Consider the following 19,126-nt stretch of genomic DNA (forward strand, 5'->3'; position numbering starts at 1 on the left):
AAGTTCTGAACTTTGACAAAGTTTTTAAACCAATTTCACACGCGGAACCCGAAGGGTTCAATAACAATAGCCCTAGGTAAAACCTATGGAAAATAAAATTAATTAAAGTAAATCAAAATGCAACATTTCCGAGCTTATTTTGTACTATTTCTAATGATTCCGTTAATGATTTTTGCCGAAGACGGAAGTCAGCTTTGGCTTCGCTTTCCAGCAAAAAATGAGATATCGGCAGATCAGATCATTGCTAAAGGAAATAGCCAGACTTTAAATATTGCCAGAAAAGAATTAAGCAGTCATTGGCAGGGACAAACGGTGGAGCTGAGAACCGATAAATCATTAAAAAATCTAAAGGATGGCTACACAATAAAATCCACCCAGAATAAAATTGTAATTTCTGCCGGAAAGGAAATAGGTTTGCTGTATGGAGTGTATCATATTTTAAGGCTTCAGCAGACTCAAGTTTCAACGTTAAATTTAAATATTACAGAAAAACCTTCGTACGATGTAAGAATTCTAAACCATTGGGATAATCTGGACGGAACCATCGAACGTGGTTATGCCGGTCATTCGCTTTGGAAATGGGAAGATTTACCCAATACAATTTCTCCCCGATATGAAGAATACGCAAGAGCGAATGCTTCTGTCGGCATCAATTCTGTAGTATTGAATAATGTTAATGCTTCTCCGAACATGCTTCGGGAGGATTACCTGAAGAAAGTAAAAGTGCTGGCAGGTATTTTCAGACCGTACGGAATCAGGGTTTATCTTTCGGTAAATTTTGCCTCACCCAAAGTATTGGGAGGAACCGAAAATTCAGATCCTTTAAATAAAAATGTTCAGAAATGGTGGAAAGATAAAGCTTCAGAAATTTATAAATTAATTCCGGACTTCGGTGGTTTTTTGGTGAAAGCCAATTCAGAAGGTCAGCCAGGGCCTCAGGATTACGGGAGAACGCATGCTGACGGAGCCAACATGATGGCAGATGTCCTGAAGTCTTATGGAGGAATCGTTATGTGGAGAGCTTTTGTGTACAGCCCAAGCAAAGACGACCGTGCCAAGCAGGCCTACCTTGAATTTGTACCTCTTGATGGGAAATTCAGGGATAATGTGATTATTCAGATTAAAAATGGACCTGTTGATTTTCAGCCTCGCGAAGCATTCAATCCGTTATTTGGAGCATTAAAGAAAACTCCTGAAATGGTGGAGTTTCAGATTACACAGGAATACCTGGGGCAGGCTAATCATCTCGTTTATCTCGCTCCTTTATTTAAAGAAACTCTGGAAAGCGATACTTATTCTAATGGCAAAGGGTCCACAATTGCTAAAATTACAGACGGGACATTAAGACCTGCTAAATTGACAGCCATTTCCGCTGTGGCTAATATCGGAGAAGATACCAACTGGACAGGTCATCATTTTGCACAAGCCAACTGGTATGCTTTTGGACGCTTAGCCTGGAATCATGAACTCAGTGCAGATCAGATCGCAAAAGAATGGATCACCATGACTTTTACCGATAATGAAAAGTTTCTTAATCCAGTAAAAGAAATGATGCTCACTTCAAGAGAAACCGCTGTTGATTATATGATGCCTTTGGGACTTCACCACATTTTTGCAGGAGGACATCATTATGGTCCCGAACCTTGGGGAGATTATAAAGGCGGAAGACCGGACTGGTCGCCGGTATATTATCATCAGGCCGATAAAAATGGAGTAGGATTCGACAGAACCAAAACGGGAAGCGATGCCGTTTCGCAGTATTTTCCACCGCTTAATGAGATCTATGGAAATATTAAAACCTGTCCTGAAAATCTTATTCTGTGGTTCCATCATGTTCCGTGGGACTATAAAATGAAAGACGGAAAAACGTTGTGGGAAGAACTTTGTTATAAATATGATTCAGGAGTTCATGAAGTGAGAGATTATCAGAAAATCTGGGATCAGATGGAACCTTATATTGATTCACAAAGGTTTACAGACGTACAGTCAAAGCTGAAAATCCAGTCTAAAGATGCCGTGTGGTGGAAAGATGCCTGTTTATTATATTTCCAGACATTTTCTAAAATGCCGATTCCTTACGATATCGAAAGACCGGTGCATGAGCTGGAAGATCTGAAAAAAATAAAGCTTAAGATGGGCCACCATAATTAAAAAAATAAGGCAACTCTTTTTCCATAATTTGAAAATAAGAGTTGCCTCATAAAAAAATAACTGTACGTAAAATTTATCCGGGACTAATCGGATCAACTATATAAATAATTTAGTTTAAGATTATTTCAGAGAAATTATCTTGTTAAAAATATTTCCATTTTCTTCTACTCGGATGATGTAGTTTTCTGAAGTATTTCGGTTAAGATCAAATGTCAAATCCAGTTCCCCATCCGCAGATTGTTTAGTTTGATTATAATAACTGTTGTTTGCAAAATCCATTACAGAAATATTCACCGGATTTTTTGTGTTGGATAAATGAAGCTTCACCAGATTATCTGAAATTGTATATTCAGGTTTATTGATTACGCTCACCGGAGTTTTGTCAACTTCCATCACGTTATTCTTAGTGATATTAATTCTGTATTTTTCAACTTTTGTTTCAGATTCTGCAACCAGGTAATACGTTCCTGAAGCAAATTCATTCAGATCATAAGATTTTGATACCGAATTTTCGGTATTTAATTTCTCTGAAAATAACTCACCGTCAATATCGTTATAAACAAACAATGAAACATTTTTAGCATTTGATATTTCAAAGTTTAATGTTTTTGAATTTACATTTCCCAAAGAGATAGAAAAATCTCTGTCCTTACTCATCAAACTTGCTGAGATTAATAAGAATCCTGCAAGAAAACCAGATTTTAATAATTTATTCATAATGATAAGTTTTTTTTGTTGAATTTATACTGCAAATCTACAGCAGTAATCTTGTTGTTTCTACAATACAATTTTCATATATATGTACAATATTACCCTTTTGTCTATGTTAATTAAATATTAATTGTTAATTTTGCATATATAATATAAGGCATAACATGAAACATTCACATCCTGCTTTTGAAGCCATAAAACCTAATATTGGCAGTAGTTTTACCAGCCTTAAATTTCTTCGGAATGAAAATATAAAATCACATGTCTGGCATTATCATCCTGAAGTTGAGCTTATATTTGTCTGCAAAGGATCAGGAAAAAGACAGATAGGAAGTAATATTTCTTATTTTTCAGATGGCGACCTGGTGCTGATCGGGAGCAACCTTCCACATTGTGGACTTACCAATGAAAATACCAATAATGATTACGAAATGGTGATCCAGTTCAAACCCGATTTCCTGGGAGAAAATATATGGGAAACTCCTGAGATGCACAGAATTTCTGCTTTGCTTGAAAAATCAAAAGCCGGAATTGTTTTCGAGGAAAACATTAAAAAAACAGTCGGAAAAAAAATAGCCGATATGCACGAAATGTCATCGTTGAGCAAGCTCATCAGCTTTCTCGAAATATTGGATGAACTGGCCACTACACAGGATTATAGAATATTAAACGCCGGAAAATATTATCTGCAGACACAGGTGGAGGACAATGAAAGAATCAACCATATTTTTAATTATGTGAAAGATCACTTCAAAGAACAGATCACCCTTGAAGAAATTGCCGATCTTGCCAATATGAAAGTTCCTTCATTCTGCCGTTATTTTAAGAAAATTACGAATAAAACATTCACCCAGTTCGTGAATGAATACCGGATTACGCACTCTCTGAAACTCCTTGCAGAACAGCCTTTAAGCATTACTGAAGTTTGTTTCGAATCGGGCTTCAACAATTTTAGCTATTTTAATAAAACTTTTAAAGAATACATTAAAAAAAGTCCGTCACAGTACAGAAAAGAGTTTAATTATTTTATGGAATAATTTCAAAGACAATAATTGTTTATTTTAAAATATACGTGTAAATTTAACACTTATAAATTACAGCATAAAAACATTCGTATTTTGATCCAGGAAAAATTAATTAATGATACAAAAGAGGCTTTTAAAACTGCTTTTCAGTCAGAGCCCGAACATATCTTTCTTTCACCGGGAAGAATCAATATTATCGGTGAGCACGTTGATTACAGTGATGGCTTTGTTTTACCCGCCGCAATCGATAAATACATCTGTTTTGCAGTAGAAAAGGTGGATTCTGAAACCTGTACTTTTTTTGCAAAGGACTTTAATGACAGTTTCAGTTTTAATATTAATGAAAAGCAATCACCTGTTGCACAAACCTGGGTCAATTATTTACTCGGTGTTTTCAATGCCATTCAGGAAGAAGGAAAGACAATCGGAGGATTACGGATTGCTTTCAGCAGTACGATACCGATGGGTTCCGGACTTTCTTCATCTGCAGCGCTGGAATGCGGTTTTGCTTTTATTCTTAATCAGATTTTTAATCTTGGTTTTTCTAAAAAAGAAATTTCATTGATTGGTCAGAAATCAGAACATACATTCGTTGGCGTCAAATGTGGAATTATGGATCAGTTTGCCTCCGTTTTCGGAAAAGACGGAAAAGTGATCATGCTCGACTGTCATTCGCTGGATCATCAATATTTTAATGCAGATCTTGAAGGCTACAGTTTGGTATTGTTCGACAGCTGTGTAAAACATACGCATCTCACATCGGGATACAACGACAGACGCCGGGATGTTGACAATGGGAAAAAAGCTTTATGGGAAAAATTTCCACATATTAAGAGATTCAGGGATTTCAGCTTTGACATGCTTGACCAGGTGCGTGAGGAAATAGGAGAGATCTCATATAAAAGATGCTTTTATCTTTTGAAAGAAATCAAGAGGGTAGAGCAGGCAGCACAGGCTTTGTCTGAAAATAATGCCATTCGCCTCGGAGAACTTCTTACCGAAACCCATTCCGGACTTTCTACAGAATTTGAGGTCAGCTGCAATGAACTTGATTTCCTTGTAGAACAGACCTTAAAAGAAGACGGCGTTCTCGGCGCAAGAATTATGGGCGGCGGATTTGGCGGCTGCAGCATCAATCTCATTAAAGAAGATTTTGTAGATAAAGTCATTAACACCATAAGTGAAAAATATCAGACTGAATTTAATATTCAGATGAAAATATATCAGGTAAAAATTTCAGAAGGAACAAAAGAATACACAACCAATGAGTTTAGCATTTGACAGTAAGCAGCATCCGCACAGAAGATACAATCCGCTTTTGGACGAATGGATTTTGGTTTCTCCCCAACGCGCCAAAAGGCCCTGGCAGGGACAGACTGAGAAACCTGTAGAAGAGAAACTTCCGCAATATGATCCGGAATGCTATCTGTGTTCAGGAAATGTTCGGGTGAATGGTCAGAGAAATCCGGATTATAAAGGGGTGTATGTTTTTGATAACGATTTTGGCTCTTTGCTCAATGAAAAAGTCGAATTCTCTGAGGATCATTCAGATTTTTTTTCTCTTAAGCCGGAACGCGGAATCAACAGGGTAATCTGTTTCTCAGAAAACCATAGCTTGACATTGCCTGAAATGGAGGTTGAAGATATTAGAAACGTTGTGGATATCTGGCAACAACAATATGAGGAACTTGGAAGTGAAGATTTTATCAACCACGTTCAGATTTTCGAAAATAAAGGACAGGTCATGGGATGCAGCAATCCACATCCGCACGGACAGATTTGGGCGCAGTCATCTATTCCGTCTGCAGTGGTTAGAACTCAGGAAAATTTAAGGTTTTATTTTGAGAAAACAGGAAGATCACTTTTAGAAGATTACCTACAAAAAGAATTGGAAGTAGGTGAAAGGATTATTCTGGAAAACGAAAGTTTTGTGGCGCTGGTTCCTTTCTGGGCGGTATGGCCTTACGAAACCATGATTATCAGCAAAAGAAAAATAGGTAATCTGCTTCACTTTTCGGAAGATGAGAAAATATTATTTGCAGAGATTATCAAGGATCTTACAACAAAATATGATAATCTTTTTGAAATATCATTTCCGTATTCGGCGGGCATTCACCAATCTCCGACAGATGGACTGGAGCATCCCGAATGGCATTTTCACATGCATTTTTATCCGCCATTGCTTCGAAGTGCAGAAGTGAAAAAATTTATGGTTGGCTACGAAATGCTTGCTGAAGCACAAAGGGATATAACTCCCGAACAAAGCGCAGAAATCCTGAAGAGGCTTTCAACAGTACATTATAAAAGTGGAAATTGAGGCGTTGTAATAAAATTAAGTAATTAAGATTTATAATTTCTTAAGCTCAAATCATTACTGGTAAAGATAAACTGATTTAATTTGCAACAATTTAAAACCTTTAATAAAAAATAAGAGGACCCTTCTAAAGAGTTCTCTTATTTCTAATACTATACGAAACAGTATGTGTTAATTTAATTCTTCCAGATTCTCAAATCTTGCATAAGAAGACTTCAAATGATGAAGGTGGTCAGAAACTACCTGTGAACTTTCCGGGCAAAGATCTCCGCTGTCCAATGCATCCTGGTAGGCATTAATAGCCGCTTTTTCACCAAAAACAACATTTTCAAGTGTAGATTCATCTTTGTCTCCGGCAAATGAATTTTTAACATCAATCCAGGCTCTGTGAAACGCTCCGGCAGTACTTGTCGTATTGTCAACCTCACCGCCACGCTCATTAATAAGTCTCACAAGATCAGATTTCATCGTTTGAGACTGGGAAACCATTTGATCATAATCATTCTTCAGGGCAGAATGGGTATCCCATACTTTGTCTTCTACTTTAGAAAATCCTTCAATTCTGTCATTCGTAATGTTCAGTAAATCGTTTAGTACTGATACTGTTTTTTCGTTGTTCATATTAAATTTTTTTATTGGTGTCCCTTGTAAGTTGCAATAAGCATGCCTTCATAGATTAATTTTATTTAAATTTTAAAAAATAAGTTTGGCATAAAAAGTGATGGTGGTTTATAATTATACTAAAATTTTTATATATTGGTATATTTATAAATTAAATTCAATATCATGAATTACGGAATGACAAAAGAAGTCATTGATCTTCTTGAACAGTTTGAAATTGAAAATACAGATAGCTATTATCCTGCCAATATAAATGGTTTTAAAGAATGGCTATGTGATAAATCATCGTTTGAAAACAAACATAAAGAAGAACCATACTGGGAAGGAAAGGAAAACGGAAGAACCCCCGAAAGTGCTATAAGTACATTGTTAGTCCATGTAAACCGATACGCCAAGACCTACTCCAAGTCTGCTATTTCAGATTCCGATTTTACGACACAGGAAGATTTTATTTATCTTATTAATCTTAAAGCGTTCGGTAAAATGACGAAAATGGAGCTGATCAAAAAAAACATCCATGACAAACCTGTGGGGATGCTCATCATTACAAGGCTTCTGAAACAGGGCTGGATAGAACAGGCAGAATCTGATATAGACAAAAGGAATAAAATCATATCCATCTCAGAAAAAGGAAAAGAAGCTCTTGAGACACAGATGAAAAGAATAAGAGAAGCTACCGACATCGTTGCCGGAAATCTTACCTATCATGAAAAAATGGAACTTATAAGAATCCTTAATAAATTGGACCGTTTTCATTATCCCATCTTTTCAAGAAATATCGACAGCAAAGATCTGATCAAAACCGTTTACGAAGAATATTCATTTAAAAATTAATTATGAAAAAGAAAATTGCGGTAATAGGATCAGGATTTTCAGGGCTTTCGGCTGCAGCTTATGCTTCAAAAGAAGGTCATGAAGTACATCTTTTTGAGAAAAATAATGATCTTGGAGGAAGAGCAAGAAATTTTAAAACCGAAAATGGGTATACATTCGATATGGGTCCCAGCTGGTACTGGATGCCCGATATTATAGAATCCTTTTTTAATGATTTCGGGAAAAAAGCTTCTGACTTTTACACGCTTGTTCCTTTAGATCCGCAATTTGAAATGGTTTTCTCCGACGGAACAATGAATATTCCGCACAACTACCAGGAGATGAAAGACCTTTTTGAGAAAACAGAACCCGGAGCCGGAGATAAGCTCGATGCATTTATGGAAGATGCACAGTACAAATATGAAGTCGGAATGCAGGATTTCGTCAATAAACCCTGCCATTCATGGTTTGAATTTGTTTCACCTAAAATAGCCAAAAGCGCTCTGAAGCTTGATCTTCTCACCAATTTTCAGCGATTTGTACGAAAATATTTTACTCATCCAAAACTGATTGTTTTAATGGAGTTCCCTGTTATTTTTCTGGGCGCTGCACCAAAGGATATTCCTGCGTTGTACAGTTTAATGAACTACGGAGGATATAAGTTAGGGACATGGTATCCAATGGGCGGTTTCTCGAAAATTATTGATGCAATGAAAAACATTGCAGAAGAGCAGGGAGCTCATTTTTACGTTAATGCAGATGTTGAAAAGATTAATGTAAAGGATAAAAAAGCCTCTTCATTGATGGTAAATCAGAAGGAAATTGATTTCGATGTCATCATTGCCTCTTCAGATTATCATCATACGGAAACAAAACTTCTTTCCCGCGAATACAGAAACTATACGGAAGACTACTGGGAACAAAGAATTTTCGCTCCTTCCTGCCTGATCTTTTTTCTTGGATTTAAAGAAAAAATTCCAAATCTCAAGCATCATACCTTATTTTTTGAAAACGATCTTGATCTTCACACCGAAGAAATTTATAAAGATAAAAAATGGCCGACAAAACCTTTGTTTTACGCCTGTTGTCCTTCCAAAACCGATGATTCCGTAGCGCCTGAAAACTGTGAGAATGTCTTTCTTCTAATGCCTGTAGCACCGGGAATTGAAGATTCTGAAGAAATAAGAGAACGGTATTTCATGGAAATGATCTTAAGATTGGAAAAACACACAGGAGCCACCGACCTTCTTCTGAAAATCGACTATAAAAGAAGTTATTGTGTAAAAGATTTTAAAGAAGACTACAACGCTTATCAGGGAAATGCATACGGTCTTGCCAACACATTATCCCAGACTGCAGTGCTGAAACCATCGCTCAGAAATAAAAAAATAAAGAATCTCTTCTATACGGGGCAGCTTACCGTACCCGGACCGGGTGTACCGCCGTCTATCATTTCAGGAAAAATAGCTGCAAATGAAGCCAACAAAAATTGATTGCTATGAAAAAACTATTTGACGAACTTTCTTATAAAGTCAGTAAAGAGACCACAAAACAATACAGTACAAGCTTTTCCCTGGGAATTTTAGCTTTGTCATCCACGATCAGAAATCCTATCTATGCCATCTACGGCTATGTGCGCCTGGCAGATGAGATTGTGGACAGTTTTCATGATTATAATAAAGAAAGATTATTAAAAAAATTCAAAGAAGAAACCTTTCAGGCGCTGGAAGACCGTATTTCACTTAATCCTATACTGCAGTCTTTCCAGGAAACGGTACACCGTTACAATATTGATGAAAAGCTTATTCATCAGTTCCTGAAAAGCATGGAAATGGACCTTCAGAAAATCGATTATAATTCCGATCTTTACAAAGAATATATTCTGGGTTCCGCAGAAGTGGTAGGTCTCATGTGCCTTCAGATATTTGTGAATGGTAACAGGGAGCAATATGAGAACCTTAAACCTTATGCCATGATTTTAGGATCAGCTTTTCAGAAGGTTAATTTCCTAAGAGATATGAAAGATGATTATGAGATATTAGGAAGAAGCTATTTTCCAAACCTTGATATGACTTCATTTGATAATAATATAAAGCTGTCGATAGAAAAAGAGATTGAAGAAGAATTCAGGCAGGCACTGATCGGAATCAAAAAACTTCCTGCATCCTCGAGATTCGGAGTATATCTTGCCTACAGATATTATGTTTCTCTGTTTAAAAAGATCAAGAGAAAGTCGGCTCAGACCATCATGAGCGAGAGAATAAGAATATCCAACGGCGCAAAAATCTCCCTGATGATGAGCTGTTATGTTCAGTACAAAACTTCTTTTTTATAATGACATTTATACCAGTTAAAAGATGAATTTCCTAATTGTAATAGCAACTTTTTTTGTGATGGAGGGCATGACATGGCTCATTCATAAATACATTATGCACGGACTGCTGTGGGCCTTACACAAAGATCACCACGACCACAGCAATGAAGGACATATGGAAAAAAACGACTACTTCTTCGTGATATTTGCTGTTCCTACTATTGTTCTGATGTACTATGGAACAGTCAATGGCTTTAATCATTGGTTCTATATAGGACTTGGAATTGCACTCTACGGGATGGCTTACTTTTTTGTTCACGATATTTTCATTCATCAAAGAATAAAGCTGCTAAGAAATACCGAAAACCCTTATCTCTTGGCCATCAGACGTGCGCATAAACAACATCATAAGCATACAGGAAAGGAAGAAGGCGAATGCTTCGGATTCCTTTGGGTTCCCATCAAATATTTTAAAATGTACTTCAATAAAAATAAATAAATGCAGCAATACATCTACCTTCTTATCAATTTTTTTACGGTCATTATATGTTTTATTTTTTCTTTTCACCATAAGATAAGATTCAGTAGATATTTCGGTCCGTTTCTTACTGCCTCGCTGATCGTCGGTGCTGTATTCGTAGCGTGGGATGCCTGGTTTACCAGAATAGGAGTGTGGTGGTTTAATGACCGGTACCTTTTGGGAATACGGTTTTTCGGGTTACCGCTTGAAGAGTTGCTTTTTTTCATATGCATTCCTTTTGCCTGTATTTTCACTTATTATTGTCTGGATAAATTTTTTAAGCTCGACTGGAGACCTCTTCCGCAAAATATTTTTGTCCTGATCAGCATTTTAGGAGCGTTATTTATCAGTGTCTGGTTTTGTGACAGGATCTATACTTTCATTACTTTTCTGACGACCGGCTGCAGCCTTTTTATTCTGCGTTTTATCCTTAAAGTAAAATGGATTGGTAAAGCTTCCTTCGTATACCTGCTTCTGATGCCAGGATTTTTAATGGTCAATGGAATTCTTACAGGAACCGGCCTGGAATCTCCTATTGTCAACTACAATCCTGAAGATTTTATTGGATTAAGAATTTTAACAATTCCGATTGAGGATACTGTCTATGGCTATGAACTGATTCTGTGGAATATTTTTCTATTCGAAATGTTTAGAAAAAATGAAGAAAAGCCTGTTATTGAAGTAGAAGCCTGATTTCAACAGGTTTAAATCCTTGTTAAAACTGCTACAATAATGAACCACTTACATTCCGGACCTGTTTGGATATATTGTAAATGTTTCGGAATAGGTTAAGATTTATTGGTCTAGCTTTATCTTATTTAAGGATAATTCAAAATAAAAAACTCTCAATTCAGTAGGCCGCTTAGTCTAATGTCATTAGTTAGTGAAAATTACGATCTCTTTTTGATTTTTAGTGATTTGATGACAGTGTGTTTGCGCTGACGTTCAATAATTTTAGATACGTTAAAAAAAGTTATTTTTTTATCCGCTAATAAATTTATTTGTTCTTTTGTATAACTTTAAACTAAATAATAAACAATGAATAAAAATTTAAAACTTTTGGGCGTATTTTTACTGTTGCTTTGTTCTCACCAAATCTTCTCTCAACAGCAAACAGATGATGATCAATTGAGATTCAAAGGTGATAACGCCAAAAGAAATTTAAAAGAAAAAACAACAGTTTTTACAGGAAATGTCTCTTTGTCATCAAAGAATATCAGCTTTGAAAATGCAGAAAAGGTAATTGTTGATGAAATGACAAATGAAGTGAAAATTTATAAGCCACAGAATTTTAACGTTATTCACGTAGAAGGCTTATCTAAAACAGGGAAAAATCCTGAAGAGGTAATTATTTACAATACCAAAACAAAAACAGTTTCGATATAATTTTATTAAATGGAAAAACAAAAAAACCTGCCCAATGGCAGGTTTAACTATATAAAAAAATATCTAATGTCCTGATTTTGCGTCTGCATCCTGCTTTACATGTCCCAGATATTTGGTACAGTAAGCTCCAAAAATAAGAATCACGACGTAGCAGAATACCGGAATGATAAACGAATGCTGCACGCCGAACACATCCGCCAGATAACCCTGTAAAATAGGTACGATAGCGCCCCCTAAAATAGCCATTACGACTAATGAAGACCCTTGACTCGTATATTTACCTAATCCTGAAATGGCTAACGTATAAATATTCGAGAACATAATGGAATTGAATATTCCGATTCCCAGAATGCTGTACATTGCCATTTCACCATGATTTAACATAGCAGAAATCAACAGAACAACATTCACTGCTGCAAAGATAGACAAGGTTCTTGCCGGAGCTGCTTTCCCGATAAAGAATGCGATAAAATTTAATGCAATAAATACAAGGAAGAAGCTGATCTGCGCAAAACTGAGATCAACAATACTGAAGATCACTAAAAACACAGCCGCCGCTGCTCCCAGCATATACAAAGCTTTTTTTCCCTGACTGATGGACTGGTTCAGTGAAATTGCTCCCAGGAAACGTCCGATCATGGCGCCTCCCCAGTATAATGAAAGATAGTTTTTACTTACCACTTCAGATAAATTCATGACTTGTGGTTGCTCAAGGAAACTGATGATAAAACTTCCCACGGCTACTTCTCCGCCTACATAGCAGAACATAGCCAAAACGCCAAATTTCAGGTGATTGTGCTGTAATGCGCCGAAACCTTTTACGATTTCTTCTCCTTTTACCTGGAAATCAGGAAGCTTAACTCTTGAAATTAACAAAGCTACAAGTAAAAGAATTCCCGCAAAGATCAAATAGGGAATTTTAGTCGCTGCTGCAGAAAACGAGCCGTCAGGTGCAGAAAACAATTCGAAAATAAGATGTCCGCCCAAAACCGGTGCGATCGTTGTCCCGAAAGCATTAAAAGCCTGCGTCATATTCAGTCTGCTGGATGCAGATTCTTCCGGACCCAGCAAAGATACATAGGCATTCGCGGTGATCTGAAGTACTGTAAATCCTAATCCTAAAATGAACAGTGCTCCTAAAAACAATCCGTATGAAGCAAAGCTTGCTGCAGGATAAAAAAGAACGCAGCCTAAAGCCGCAAGGAAGATTCCGAAAAGAATTCCTTTTTTATAACCCACTTTATCAATCGGATCGCCCTGCGTACTCGATATTAAAAAGTAAATCAGGGAACCGATAAAATAGGCACCGAAGAAACAAAACTGCACCAGCATCGATTCAAAGAATGACAAGCTGAACAGCTGTTTCAGATAAGGAATCAGGATATCATTCATACAGGTAATGAATCCCCACATGAAAAACAAAAGGGTGATGGTAATGAGAGGAACTGTATAATTCCTGCCTTTAGCCTTTACATCATTGATCATAACATTCATTTATTTTAAAAAGTGGTTAAAGATACCTATTTTAAAGATAAAATCTTAATTTGAGACATTAAACTTATCATGAAATATCTTTATATCATTAAACATAAAGAAGCTGAGAAATAGATGCACAAAAATGTTTTGGGTTCTAATTTTTGAATTAAGTGTATGAATGTGTACATTTAAATCTGCAGCTCCTTTTATGTAAATTTTATGGTTTCAGATCTTCAAATTTAGTATCCGCAGGGAAAACGTGCTGAACTTTTTCAACGACCAATTCTTTCGGAACAGAGAATTCCGCCGTTTGCCTGATGTCTAAAGAAGAGGCTCCGACAGAAACTTTATAATTTCCTGCTTCGGCAACCCAAGCTGATTTTGCCATTTCAAATGATGCTAAATCTTTGGGATTAAGAGTCAAAGTAATAGTCTGAGATTCTCCCGGTTTCAAATCTTTGGTTTTAGCATAAGCTTTCAGCTCAGATGTTGGCTTGTCTATACTTTTGTTCGGTGCAGAAAGATATAATTCAACAACTTCCTTTCCGTTTACCTTTCCGGTATTTTTAACATCAACACTTACTTCCAGTTTATTATTAAAAGTTTTTGAATCGGTTTTAATATTGGAATAAGCAAAATCGGAGTAAGATTTTCCGTAACCAAATTCATACGAAGGTTTTACACCAAATGTGTTGAAATAACGGTATCCGACATAAATACCTTCCTGATAGGTCACATCTTTAGGGTTATCCGCTGGTACTCCCGGGAAATTCTTTGCTGAAGCATGATCTGTATAGTTCACTGGGAAAGTCATTGTCAATTTTCCTGAAGGATTTACCTTTCCTGAAATCACATCAGCAACGGAGTGTCCACCTTCCTGTCCCGGTTGCCAGGCCAGTAAAATGGCATCTGCTTTATCTTTCCATGAAGCCGTTTCTATAACGCCACCGATATTTAAAATCACAACCACTTTCTTCCCTTTGGCATGGAATGCTTTTGAAATCTTATCCAGCATTTCGATTTCTTCCGTCGCCAGATTAAAGTCATTATCGACAACCCTGTCGCCGCCTTCCCCAGAGTTTCTTCCCAACGTCACAAAAGCAATTTCCGAAGTTTGAGCTTTTTTAGCATAGAAAACATCATCTAATTTCATTTCAGGAAGCCTTTCAGGTAAAGCTAAAATTCCCTTTGATTTTCTTCTTTCTTTTTCGGCGGCTACTTCTTTTTCAGCATGAGGCTTGTATAGGTCCACTAATTCTTTGTCTAATTTGTAACCTGCTGCGTTCAAACCTTCCAAAAGAGAGACCGTGTGTTTGTTATTTACGCTTCCGCTTCCTGTTCCACCTGTAATCCATGCATAGGAAGTTACGCCGAATAAGGAAACTTCTTTTTGCTTATTGGCAAAAGGCAGCGCATTGTTTTCATTTTTTAGCAAAACCATTCCTTCTGTCGCAGCGTTTCTGGTTACTTCTGCGTGTTCAGCCAGGTTGGGCTTATCGCTGTATTTGTATTGTGCGAAAGTCGGTGTTTTAAAAATATATTCTAAAATTCTTTTTACATTTAAATCAGCCACTTGCTGAGACAGTTTACCCGAATTAAGAGCTTCCAGCAACACTTTTTTCTGCGCAGGAATTCCCGGCATCAGAAGGTCATTTCCGGCATTCATCTGTTTTACAACATCGGAAATCCCACCGGTTCTGATGGATTCAAAACCTGGGAAACCTCCGAACCAGTCGGTCATTACAATGCCTTTGAAACCCCATTCGTTTCTCAAAACCTGAGTTAATAAATCTTTTGAATCCGAGGTGTAGACGCCGTTCACTTTGTTATAAGATGACATTACCGTCCAGGGCTGAGATTCTTTAACGGCGATTTCGAAATTTCTAAGGTACAATTCTCTCATTGCTCTTTCAGAAACGTGAGCATTGATGGTTAAACGGTTGGTCTCTTCATTATTTGCTGCAAAATGTTTGATGGAAGTTCCTACACCCTGAGACTGTATTCCGTTTACAATGGCGGCAGCTGTTTTTCCTGAAATTAAAGGGTCTTCAGAGTAATATTCGAAGTTTCTTCCGTTCAACGGATTTCTCTGAATGTTTAAAGCCGGCGCTAAAAGTACGTCTACACCGTATTCTTTCACCTCATTTCCCATTGCTTTTCCAACCTGTTCTAACAATGATTTATTCCAGGTTGAAGCCAAAGCAGTTCCCACCGGAAATGCCGTTGCATAATAGGTTTTTGAATTATTTTCTCTTGTCGGTGCAATTCTCAAACCGGCTGGTCCGTCCGCAACCACCGTTGCCGGAATTCCGAATCGTTCGAAATCAGCTGTTCCGCCCGCCGCTCCGGGAACCAAACCTTGCTTTGAATCTCCTACAGGACCAGTCAGAACTTCAATTCCAGGCATTCCTGTTCCGACTAGCAGATTGACTTTTTCTTCGTTGGTCATTTGCTTGATAATCGCATCTATTCTTTTGTCCACCGAAAGCCTTGTATCTTCCCATGCATCCAGTTTACCATTTTTGTTGAGGTCTTTGAATGTTTTTCCGTTAACCGTTACTGTTTGATAATTCTGGGCTTTAACAACTGGTGAAGCTGCTAACAAAGCCATAAATAATCCTGCATATTTTGCTTTCTGAGAAAGTGCTGTCAATGTTGATATGTTCTTCTTCATAATATTTCTTTGTTTGATATTTTAATTTCTTTTTAACCACAAATCGAAGATTATTTTTTTAGTCGATAAATATTTATTTTGATGAACTAAAAGGCATTTTTTAACCACATTAATTTTAGGAATTGTTTTCCGATAAAATTAAAATACATTTAACAGGTCGCTCCTACGGAGCTTTTATCACAAAATACAATGACTTTCTATTATCAGTTAGCTCCTAATGGAGCTACATTTAGTCCCATCGGGACTTAATGTTAATAGAAAAATGTAATACCAAAACAAAGCTCCGTAGGAGCGACCTACAGAATGACTTCCCATAGTCGGTTTGATTCTAATGGAGCTACATTAGTCCCATCGGGACTTACTGTTAATAGAAAAAATGTAGTGCCAAAACAAGCTCCGTAGGAGCGACCTGCAGAATGACTTCCCATAGTCGGTTTGATTCTAATGGAGCTACATTAGTCCCATCGGGACTTACTGTTAATAGAAAAAATGTAGTGCCAAAACAAAGCTCCGTAGGAGCGACCTGATGGTTTAGCCTAAAAATGAATTTGTTAAATTTCTGGAATTCTTATCGCACTGAAATTAATATTAATCTTTGATTTCCATTTTTGAAAACTTTTCAAAAGCATTATTTAAAACTTTACGCTTTTGTGACTTAACTTTTTATGTTCTAATTGATTATAAAAACTTATGAAATTTCAACCAATCCAAATAAACATTAGACCAGTTATCAACCGGACTATCCTGTTTTGCCATTCCGAAACCATGTCCGCCTTTTTCATAGATATGCAGTTCTACCGGTTGCCCTGCCTGTAACCATTTACTGTAAAGCGAAATTGATTTTGGCGCAAGCTTCAGCTGGTCGTCGCTGGCTGCACAGATGAACAGCGGTAGAGTAGTGTTTGGTATTTCTGTATTTAAAATTTCTTCACTCGGTCCTCCGTAAATTGAAGCAGCAAAGTTGGGTAATGTGGATGCATCTTTGCTGTGAAGGATGCTTTCCAAAATGACACTCGCTCCGGCAGAAAACCCAATGACACCTAGTCTTTCTGTGTTGATATTCAGTTCTTTAGCATGGGCTCTGATGTAAGAAATGGCAGTTTTGATATCATTACCAGCCATTACTTTTATCGGTGCTGTTTTTGTGTCGAAAGCTTTTCTGTCTTTGATGTTTTCCATCATTTCGCGAGCCGGGTCACCAGTTTTGGTTTCAAGCAGACGGTATTTTAAAACGACCGCTGTAATTCCTTTTTCCTGAAGTATTTTTGCTAAATCCCTTCCTTCTTTATTAATGGAAAGACTTTGAAAACCACCTCCGGGAGCGATAACAATTACGGTTCCGTTGGCTTTTGCCTTTGGTGCTTCGTAGATTTCTATTGCTGGAGCGGCAACGTTATAAACTAAATGTGTTTTGAACAAATCAGAATCCATTTCTTTTTCGGAATACGTCCATTTTTCGGAACCAGGCGCTTTTCCCTGATATAACGGAATTGATTTCTGAGCATTGATAGAGTTTAATCCGAATAGGAAGATACTTACTATGATTAATTTTTTCATTTTGATTTTAGATTTTAACGCAAAGAGCGCAAAGGTTTTTTTAATGTTGTTATGAAAAATTTTTTGTTCGCAAAGGCGTTTCACTCAGCTAAGACCGCAATAAGCTGACAGTTTTTTTGTCATTCCGTAGGAATCTCAGCACGAATTGAAAGTTTAGATTCCACGCTTCACTTCAGAACTTCGTTCGTAAACTTTCGGTTTATGCTCCGAATAACAAAAATGCTGTTGATTTTTTTATCAGTTTTAACAGCGAATCTCTCGCAGCCCGACCTGAGTGGAGCTCTTTTTGCCGAAGCGTAGCGGAGGCAAAAAAGCGGGAACGGAGGGCGGAAATAGCTGCCCAAATATTTATTTTATTTAAATAATAGAGGTACAAATTCGTTGAGATACGTTCTCCAATTGCTCCACGTGTGACCGCCTTCAGATTCTACATACTGATATTTGAAATTTATTTTGTCGAGCTTCTGACGATAATCCGATACATTTTTGTATAGAAAATCTGTTTTCCCGATTCCGATCCAATACAGTTTGTATGAATTGTTCTGCTGGTTTTTCAATTTTTGGTCTAAATTCTGGTAAACCGGACTTTTCTTTTCGTCAGGAGGAAGAATCGCCGGGGAAAATAAACCCACATAATCAAAAGTTTTCGGCTGATTGGCAGAAATGTACAATGAATGAAAACCACCCATTGAAAGTCCGGCAATTGCCCGATTTTTAGCATCAGCTTTTGTGCGGTAGTTTGCTTCGGTAAAATCCATAATTTCCTTGAAATATGTTTCCATATCTCCGCTGAAAATATCGGGTGTTCTCATATCAATTTTATAAAAACCTTTTGAGGACTCACCGGGAGCTGCAGCATTGCTTGTATGGCCATTCGGCATGATAACGATCATCGGCTTTGCTTTTCCCTGAGCAATAAGATTATCTAAAATCTGGGAAGCTCTCCCCAAAGTCATCCATGCTTCTTCGTCGCCACCCATTCCATGCAAAAGGTATAAAACAGGATATTTTTCTTTGGAATTTTCGTAACCCGGCGGTGTGTAAACGGTTAATCTTCTGTCTTCTTTCAGTCCGTTTGATTTGTACCATCTTTTGGAAATTGTTCCGTGTGGGACATTGTGGACCTGATAGTTTTCAGATTCTTTACCATCAACCAGAAACATACTCATCACCGAAGATACATCGCGAACCTGATAAGCATTATTAGGATCATTAGCTTTAACGCCATCCACAATAAATGAATAGGTGTAGATATCGGGATTCAGATCATTTTTTGAAAATGACCAGATTCCGTCCTGATCTTTCTGTAGCTCAACAGTTCCTGCTTCCCAGCCTTTTCCCGGCATCCAGTTTCCCTGAAGTTTTACCGTCTTGGCTTCGGGAGCCAGTAATCGGAATGTTACATTCTTGCCGTTAATTTCAGGAGAAACAATTACTTTCTTTCCGCTGAAATCAAGGTTTTCCTGGGCAAACATTAATGAACTTAGCATTAATGAATAGATTGTGTATTTGATTTTCATATTACATTGTTTTTTACCACAAATCGAAGATTCGACGGAGTCAA

General features: G+C 37.2%; 16 protein-coding genes. 10 read left to right on the forward strand and 6 right to left on the reverse strand.

Annotated elements, in window-relative coordinates; translation table 11 throughout:
- Positions 1-117: 117 nt before the first annotated feature.
- Positions 118-2,151 (forward strand): alpha-glucuronidase, encoded by a 2,034-nt coding sequence (locus AC3WV0_RS02110; RefSeq protein WP_488843560.1) that lies wholly within the window; start codon positions 118-120, stop codon positions 2,149-2,151.
- Positions 2,152-2,271: 120 nt separating this feature from the next.
- On the opposite strand, the gene AC3WV0_RS02115 is transcribed toward AC3WV0_RS02110, so the two are convergent.
- A complete protein-coding gene (locus tag AC3WV0_RS02115; protein WP_488843562.1) occupies positions 2,272-2,868 on the reverse strand; it encodes a hypothetical protein in 597 nt (198 codons plus the stop codon).
- A gap of 158 nt (positions 2,869-3,026) precedes the next feature.
- Here AC3WV0_RS02115 and AC3WV0_RS02120 point away from each other — a divergent pair, with 158 nt between their 5' ends.
- The 3 genes from AC3WV0_RS02120 to AC3WV0_RS02130 all read left to right on the forward strand — a co-directional run bounded on the left by AC3WV0_RS02120 (position 3,027) and on the right by AC3WV0_RS02130 (position 6,204).
- A complete protein-coding gene (locus AC3WV0_RS02120) occupies positions 3,027-3,899 on the forward strand; it encodes an AraC family transcriptional regulator (protein WP_488843564.1) in 873 nt (290 codons plus the stop codon).
- A gap of 81 nt (positions 3,900-3,980) precedes the next feature.
- Positions 3,981-5,168: a galactokinase gene (gene galK, locus AC3WV0_RS02125; RefSeq protein ID WP_488843565.1), complete on the forward strand. Its 1,188-nt coding sequence runs from the start codon at positions 3,981-3,983 to the stop codon at positions 5,166-5,168.
- Positions 5,152-6,204 carry a UDP-glucose--hexose-1-phosphate uridylyltransferase gene (locus AC3WV0_RS02130; protein ID WP_488843567.1) on the forward strand — a complete coding sequence of 351 codons (1,053 nt, stop codon included), beginning with the start codon at positions 5,152-5,154 and terminating at the stop codon, positions 6,202-6,204. The genes galK and AC3WV0_RS02130 overlap by 17 nt, the downstream gene beginning before the upstream one ends.
- A gap of 168 nt (positions 6,205-6,372) precedes the next feature.
- On the opposite strand, the gene AC3WV0_RS02135 is transcribed toward AC3WV0_RS02130, so the two are convergent.
- On the reverse strand, positions 6,373-6,822 hold the full coding sequence (locus tag AC3WV0_RS02135; RefSeq protein ID WP_488843569.1) for a PA2169 family four-helix-bundle protein: 450 nt from the start codon (positions 6,820-6,822) through the stop codon (positions 6,373-6,375).
- A 165-nt stretch (positions 6,823-6,987) separates the two neighbouring features.
- Between AC3WV0_RS02135 and AC3WV0_RS02140 the strand changes: the two genes are divergently transcribed.
- From AC3WV0_RS02140 to AC3WV0_RS02165, 6 genes are all read left to right on the forward strand, one after another.
- Positions 6,988-7,656, forward strand: coding sequence for a MarR family winged helix-turn-helix transcriptional regulator (locus AC3WV0_RS02140; RefSeq protein ID WP_488843571.1), 669 nt, complete (start codon positions 6,988-6,990; stop codon positions 7,654-7,656).
- Positions 7,657-7,658: 2 nt separating this feature from the next.
- Positions 7,659-9,128, forward strand: a complete 1,470-nt coding sequence (locus AC3WV0_RS02145) for a phytoene desaturase family protein (protein ID WP_488843573.1) — start codon at positions 7,659-7,661, stop codon at positions 9,126-9,128.
- 5 nt (positions 9,129-9,133) lie between these two features.
- The gene (locus tag AC3WV0_RS02150) at positions 9,134-9,970 is read left to right on the forward strand and encodes a phytoene/squalene synthase family protein (protein WP_488843575.1); all 837 of its coding nucleotides are present in this window, start codon (positions 9,134-9,136) and stop codon (positions 9,968-9,970) included.
- 22 nt (positions 9,971-9,992) lie between these two features.
- Complete coding sequence (locus tag AC3WV0_RS02155) at positions 9,993-10,448, forward strand: sterol desaturase family protein (protein ID WP_488843577.1); 456 nt, start codon at positions 9,993-9,995, stop codon at positions 10,446-10,448.
- Entirely contained in the window at positions 10,449-11,162 is a 714-nt protein-coding gene (locus AC3WV0_RS02160; RefSeq protein ID WP_488843579.1) for a lycopene cyclase domain-containing protein, read from the forward strand.
- Between the two features lie 345 nt (positions 11,163-11,507).
- Entirely contained in the window at positions 11,508-11,855 is a 348-nt protein-coding gene (locus AC3WV0_RS02165) for a hypothetical protein (protein ID WP_488843580.1), read from the forward strand.
- 63 nt (positions 11,856-11,918) lie between these two features.
- On the opposite strand, the gene AC3WV0_RS02170 is transcribed toward AC3WV0_RS02165, so the two are convergent.
- From AC3WV0_RS02170 to AC3WV0_RS02185, 4 genes are all read right to left on the reverse strand, one after another.
- A complete protein-coding gene (locus tag AC3WV0_RS02170) occupies positions 11,919-13,349 on the reverse strand; it encodes a sugar MFS transporter (RefSeq protein WP_488843582.1) in 1,431 nt (476 codons plus the stop codon).
- A 199-nt stretch (positions 13,350-13,548) separates the two neighbouring features.
- Positions 13,549-16,005 (reverse strand): glycoside hydrolase family 3 N-terminal domain-containing protein, encoded by a 2,457-nt coding sequence (locus AC3WV0_RS02175; RefSeq protein ID WP_488843584.1) that lies wholly within the window; start codon positions 16,003-16,005, stop codon positions 13,549-13,551.
- A gap of 678 nt (positions 16,006-16,683) precedes the next feature.
- Entirely contained in the window at positions 16,684-17,562 is an 879-nt protein-coding gene (locus tag AC3WV0_RS02180; protein WP_488843586.1) for an alpha/beta hydrolase, read from the reverse strand.
- A 353-nt stretch (positions 17,563-17,915) separates the two neighbouring features.
- Positions 17,916-19,082, reverse strand: coding sequence for an esterase (locus AC3WV0_RS02185; protein WP_488843588.1), 1,167 nt, complete (start codon positions 19,080-19,082; stop codon positions 17,916-17,918).
- Positions 19,083-19,126: the final 44 nt, after the last annotated feature.

This window comes from Chryseobacterium sp. 27AL, from assembly GCF_057815395.1.

Bases quoted from the DNA above. Each gene is read 5' to 3' on its own strand.
- AC3WV0_RS02110 (WP_488843560.1), top strand. From the start codon at position 118: ATGCAACATTTCCGAGCTTATTTTGTACTATTTCTAATGATTCCGTTA.
- AC3WV0_RS02115 (WP_488843562.1), bottom strand. From the start codon at position 2,868: ATGAATAAATTATTAAAATCTGGTTTTCTTGCAGGATTCTTATTAATC.
- AC3WV0_RS02120 (WP_488843564.1), top strand. From the start codon at position 3,027: ATGAAACATTCACATCCTGCTTTTGAAGCCATAAAACCTAATATTGGC.
- AC3WV0_RS02130 (WP_488843567.1), top strand. From the start codon at position 5,152: ATGAGTTTAGCATTTGACAGTAAGCAGCATCCGCACAGAAGATACAAT.
- AC3WV0_RS02135 (WP_488843569.1), bottom strand. From the start codon at position 6,822: ATGAACAACGAAAAAACAGTATCAGTACTAAACGATTTACTGAACATT.
- AC3WV0_RS02140 (WP_488843571.1), top strand. From the start codon at position 6,988: ATGAATTACGGAATGACAAAAGAAGTCATTGATCTTCTTGAACAGTTT.
- AC3WV0_RS02145 (WP_488843573.1), top strand. From the start codon at position 7,659: ATGAAAAAGAAAATTGCGGTAATAGGATCAGGATTTTCAGGGCTTTCG.
- AC3WV0_RS02150 (WP_488843575.1), top strand. From the start codon at position 9,134: ATGAAAAAACTATTTGACGAACTTTCTTATAAAGTCAGTAAAGAGACC.
- AC3WV0_RS02155 (WP_488843577.1), top strand. From the start codon at position 9,993: ATGAATTTCCTAATTGTAATAGCAACTTTTTTTGTGATGGAGGGCATG.
- AC3WV0_RS02160 (WP_488843579.1), top strand. From the start codon at position 10,449: ATGCAGCAATACATCTACCTTCTTATCAATTTTTTTACGGTCATTATA.
- AC3WV0_RS02165 (WP_488843580.1), top strand. From the start codon at position 11,508: ATGAATAAAAATTTAAAACTTTTGGGCGTATTTTTACTGTTGCTTTGT.
- AC3WV0_RS02170 (WP_488843582.1), bottom strand. From the start codon at position 13,349: ATGAATGTTATGATCAATGATGTAAAGGCTAAAGGCAGGAATTATACA.
- AC3WV0_RS02175 (WP_488843584.1), bottom strand. From the start codon at position 16,005: ATGAAGAAGAACATATCAACATTGACAGCACTTTCTCAGAAAGCAAAA.
- AC3WV0_RS02180 (WP_488843586.1), bottom strand. From the start codon at position 17,562: ATGAAAAAATTAATCATAGTAAGTATCTTCCTATTCGGATTAAACTCT.
- AC3WV0_RS02185 (WP_488843588.1), bottom strand. From the start codon at position 19,082: ATGAAAATCAAATACACAATCTATTCATTAATGCTAAGTTCATTAATG.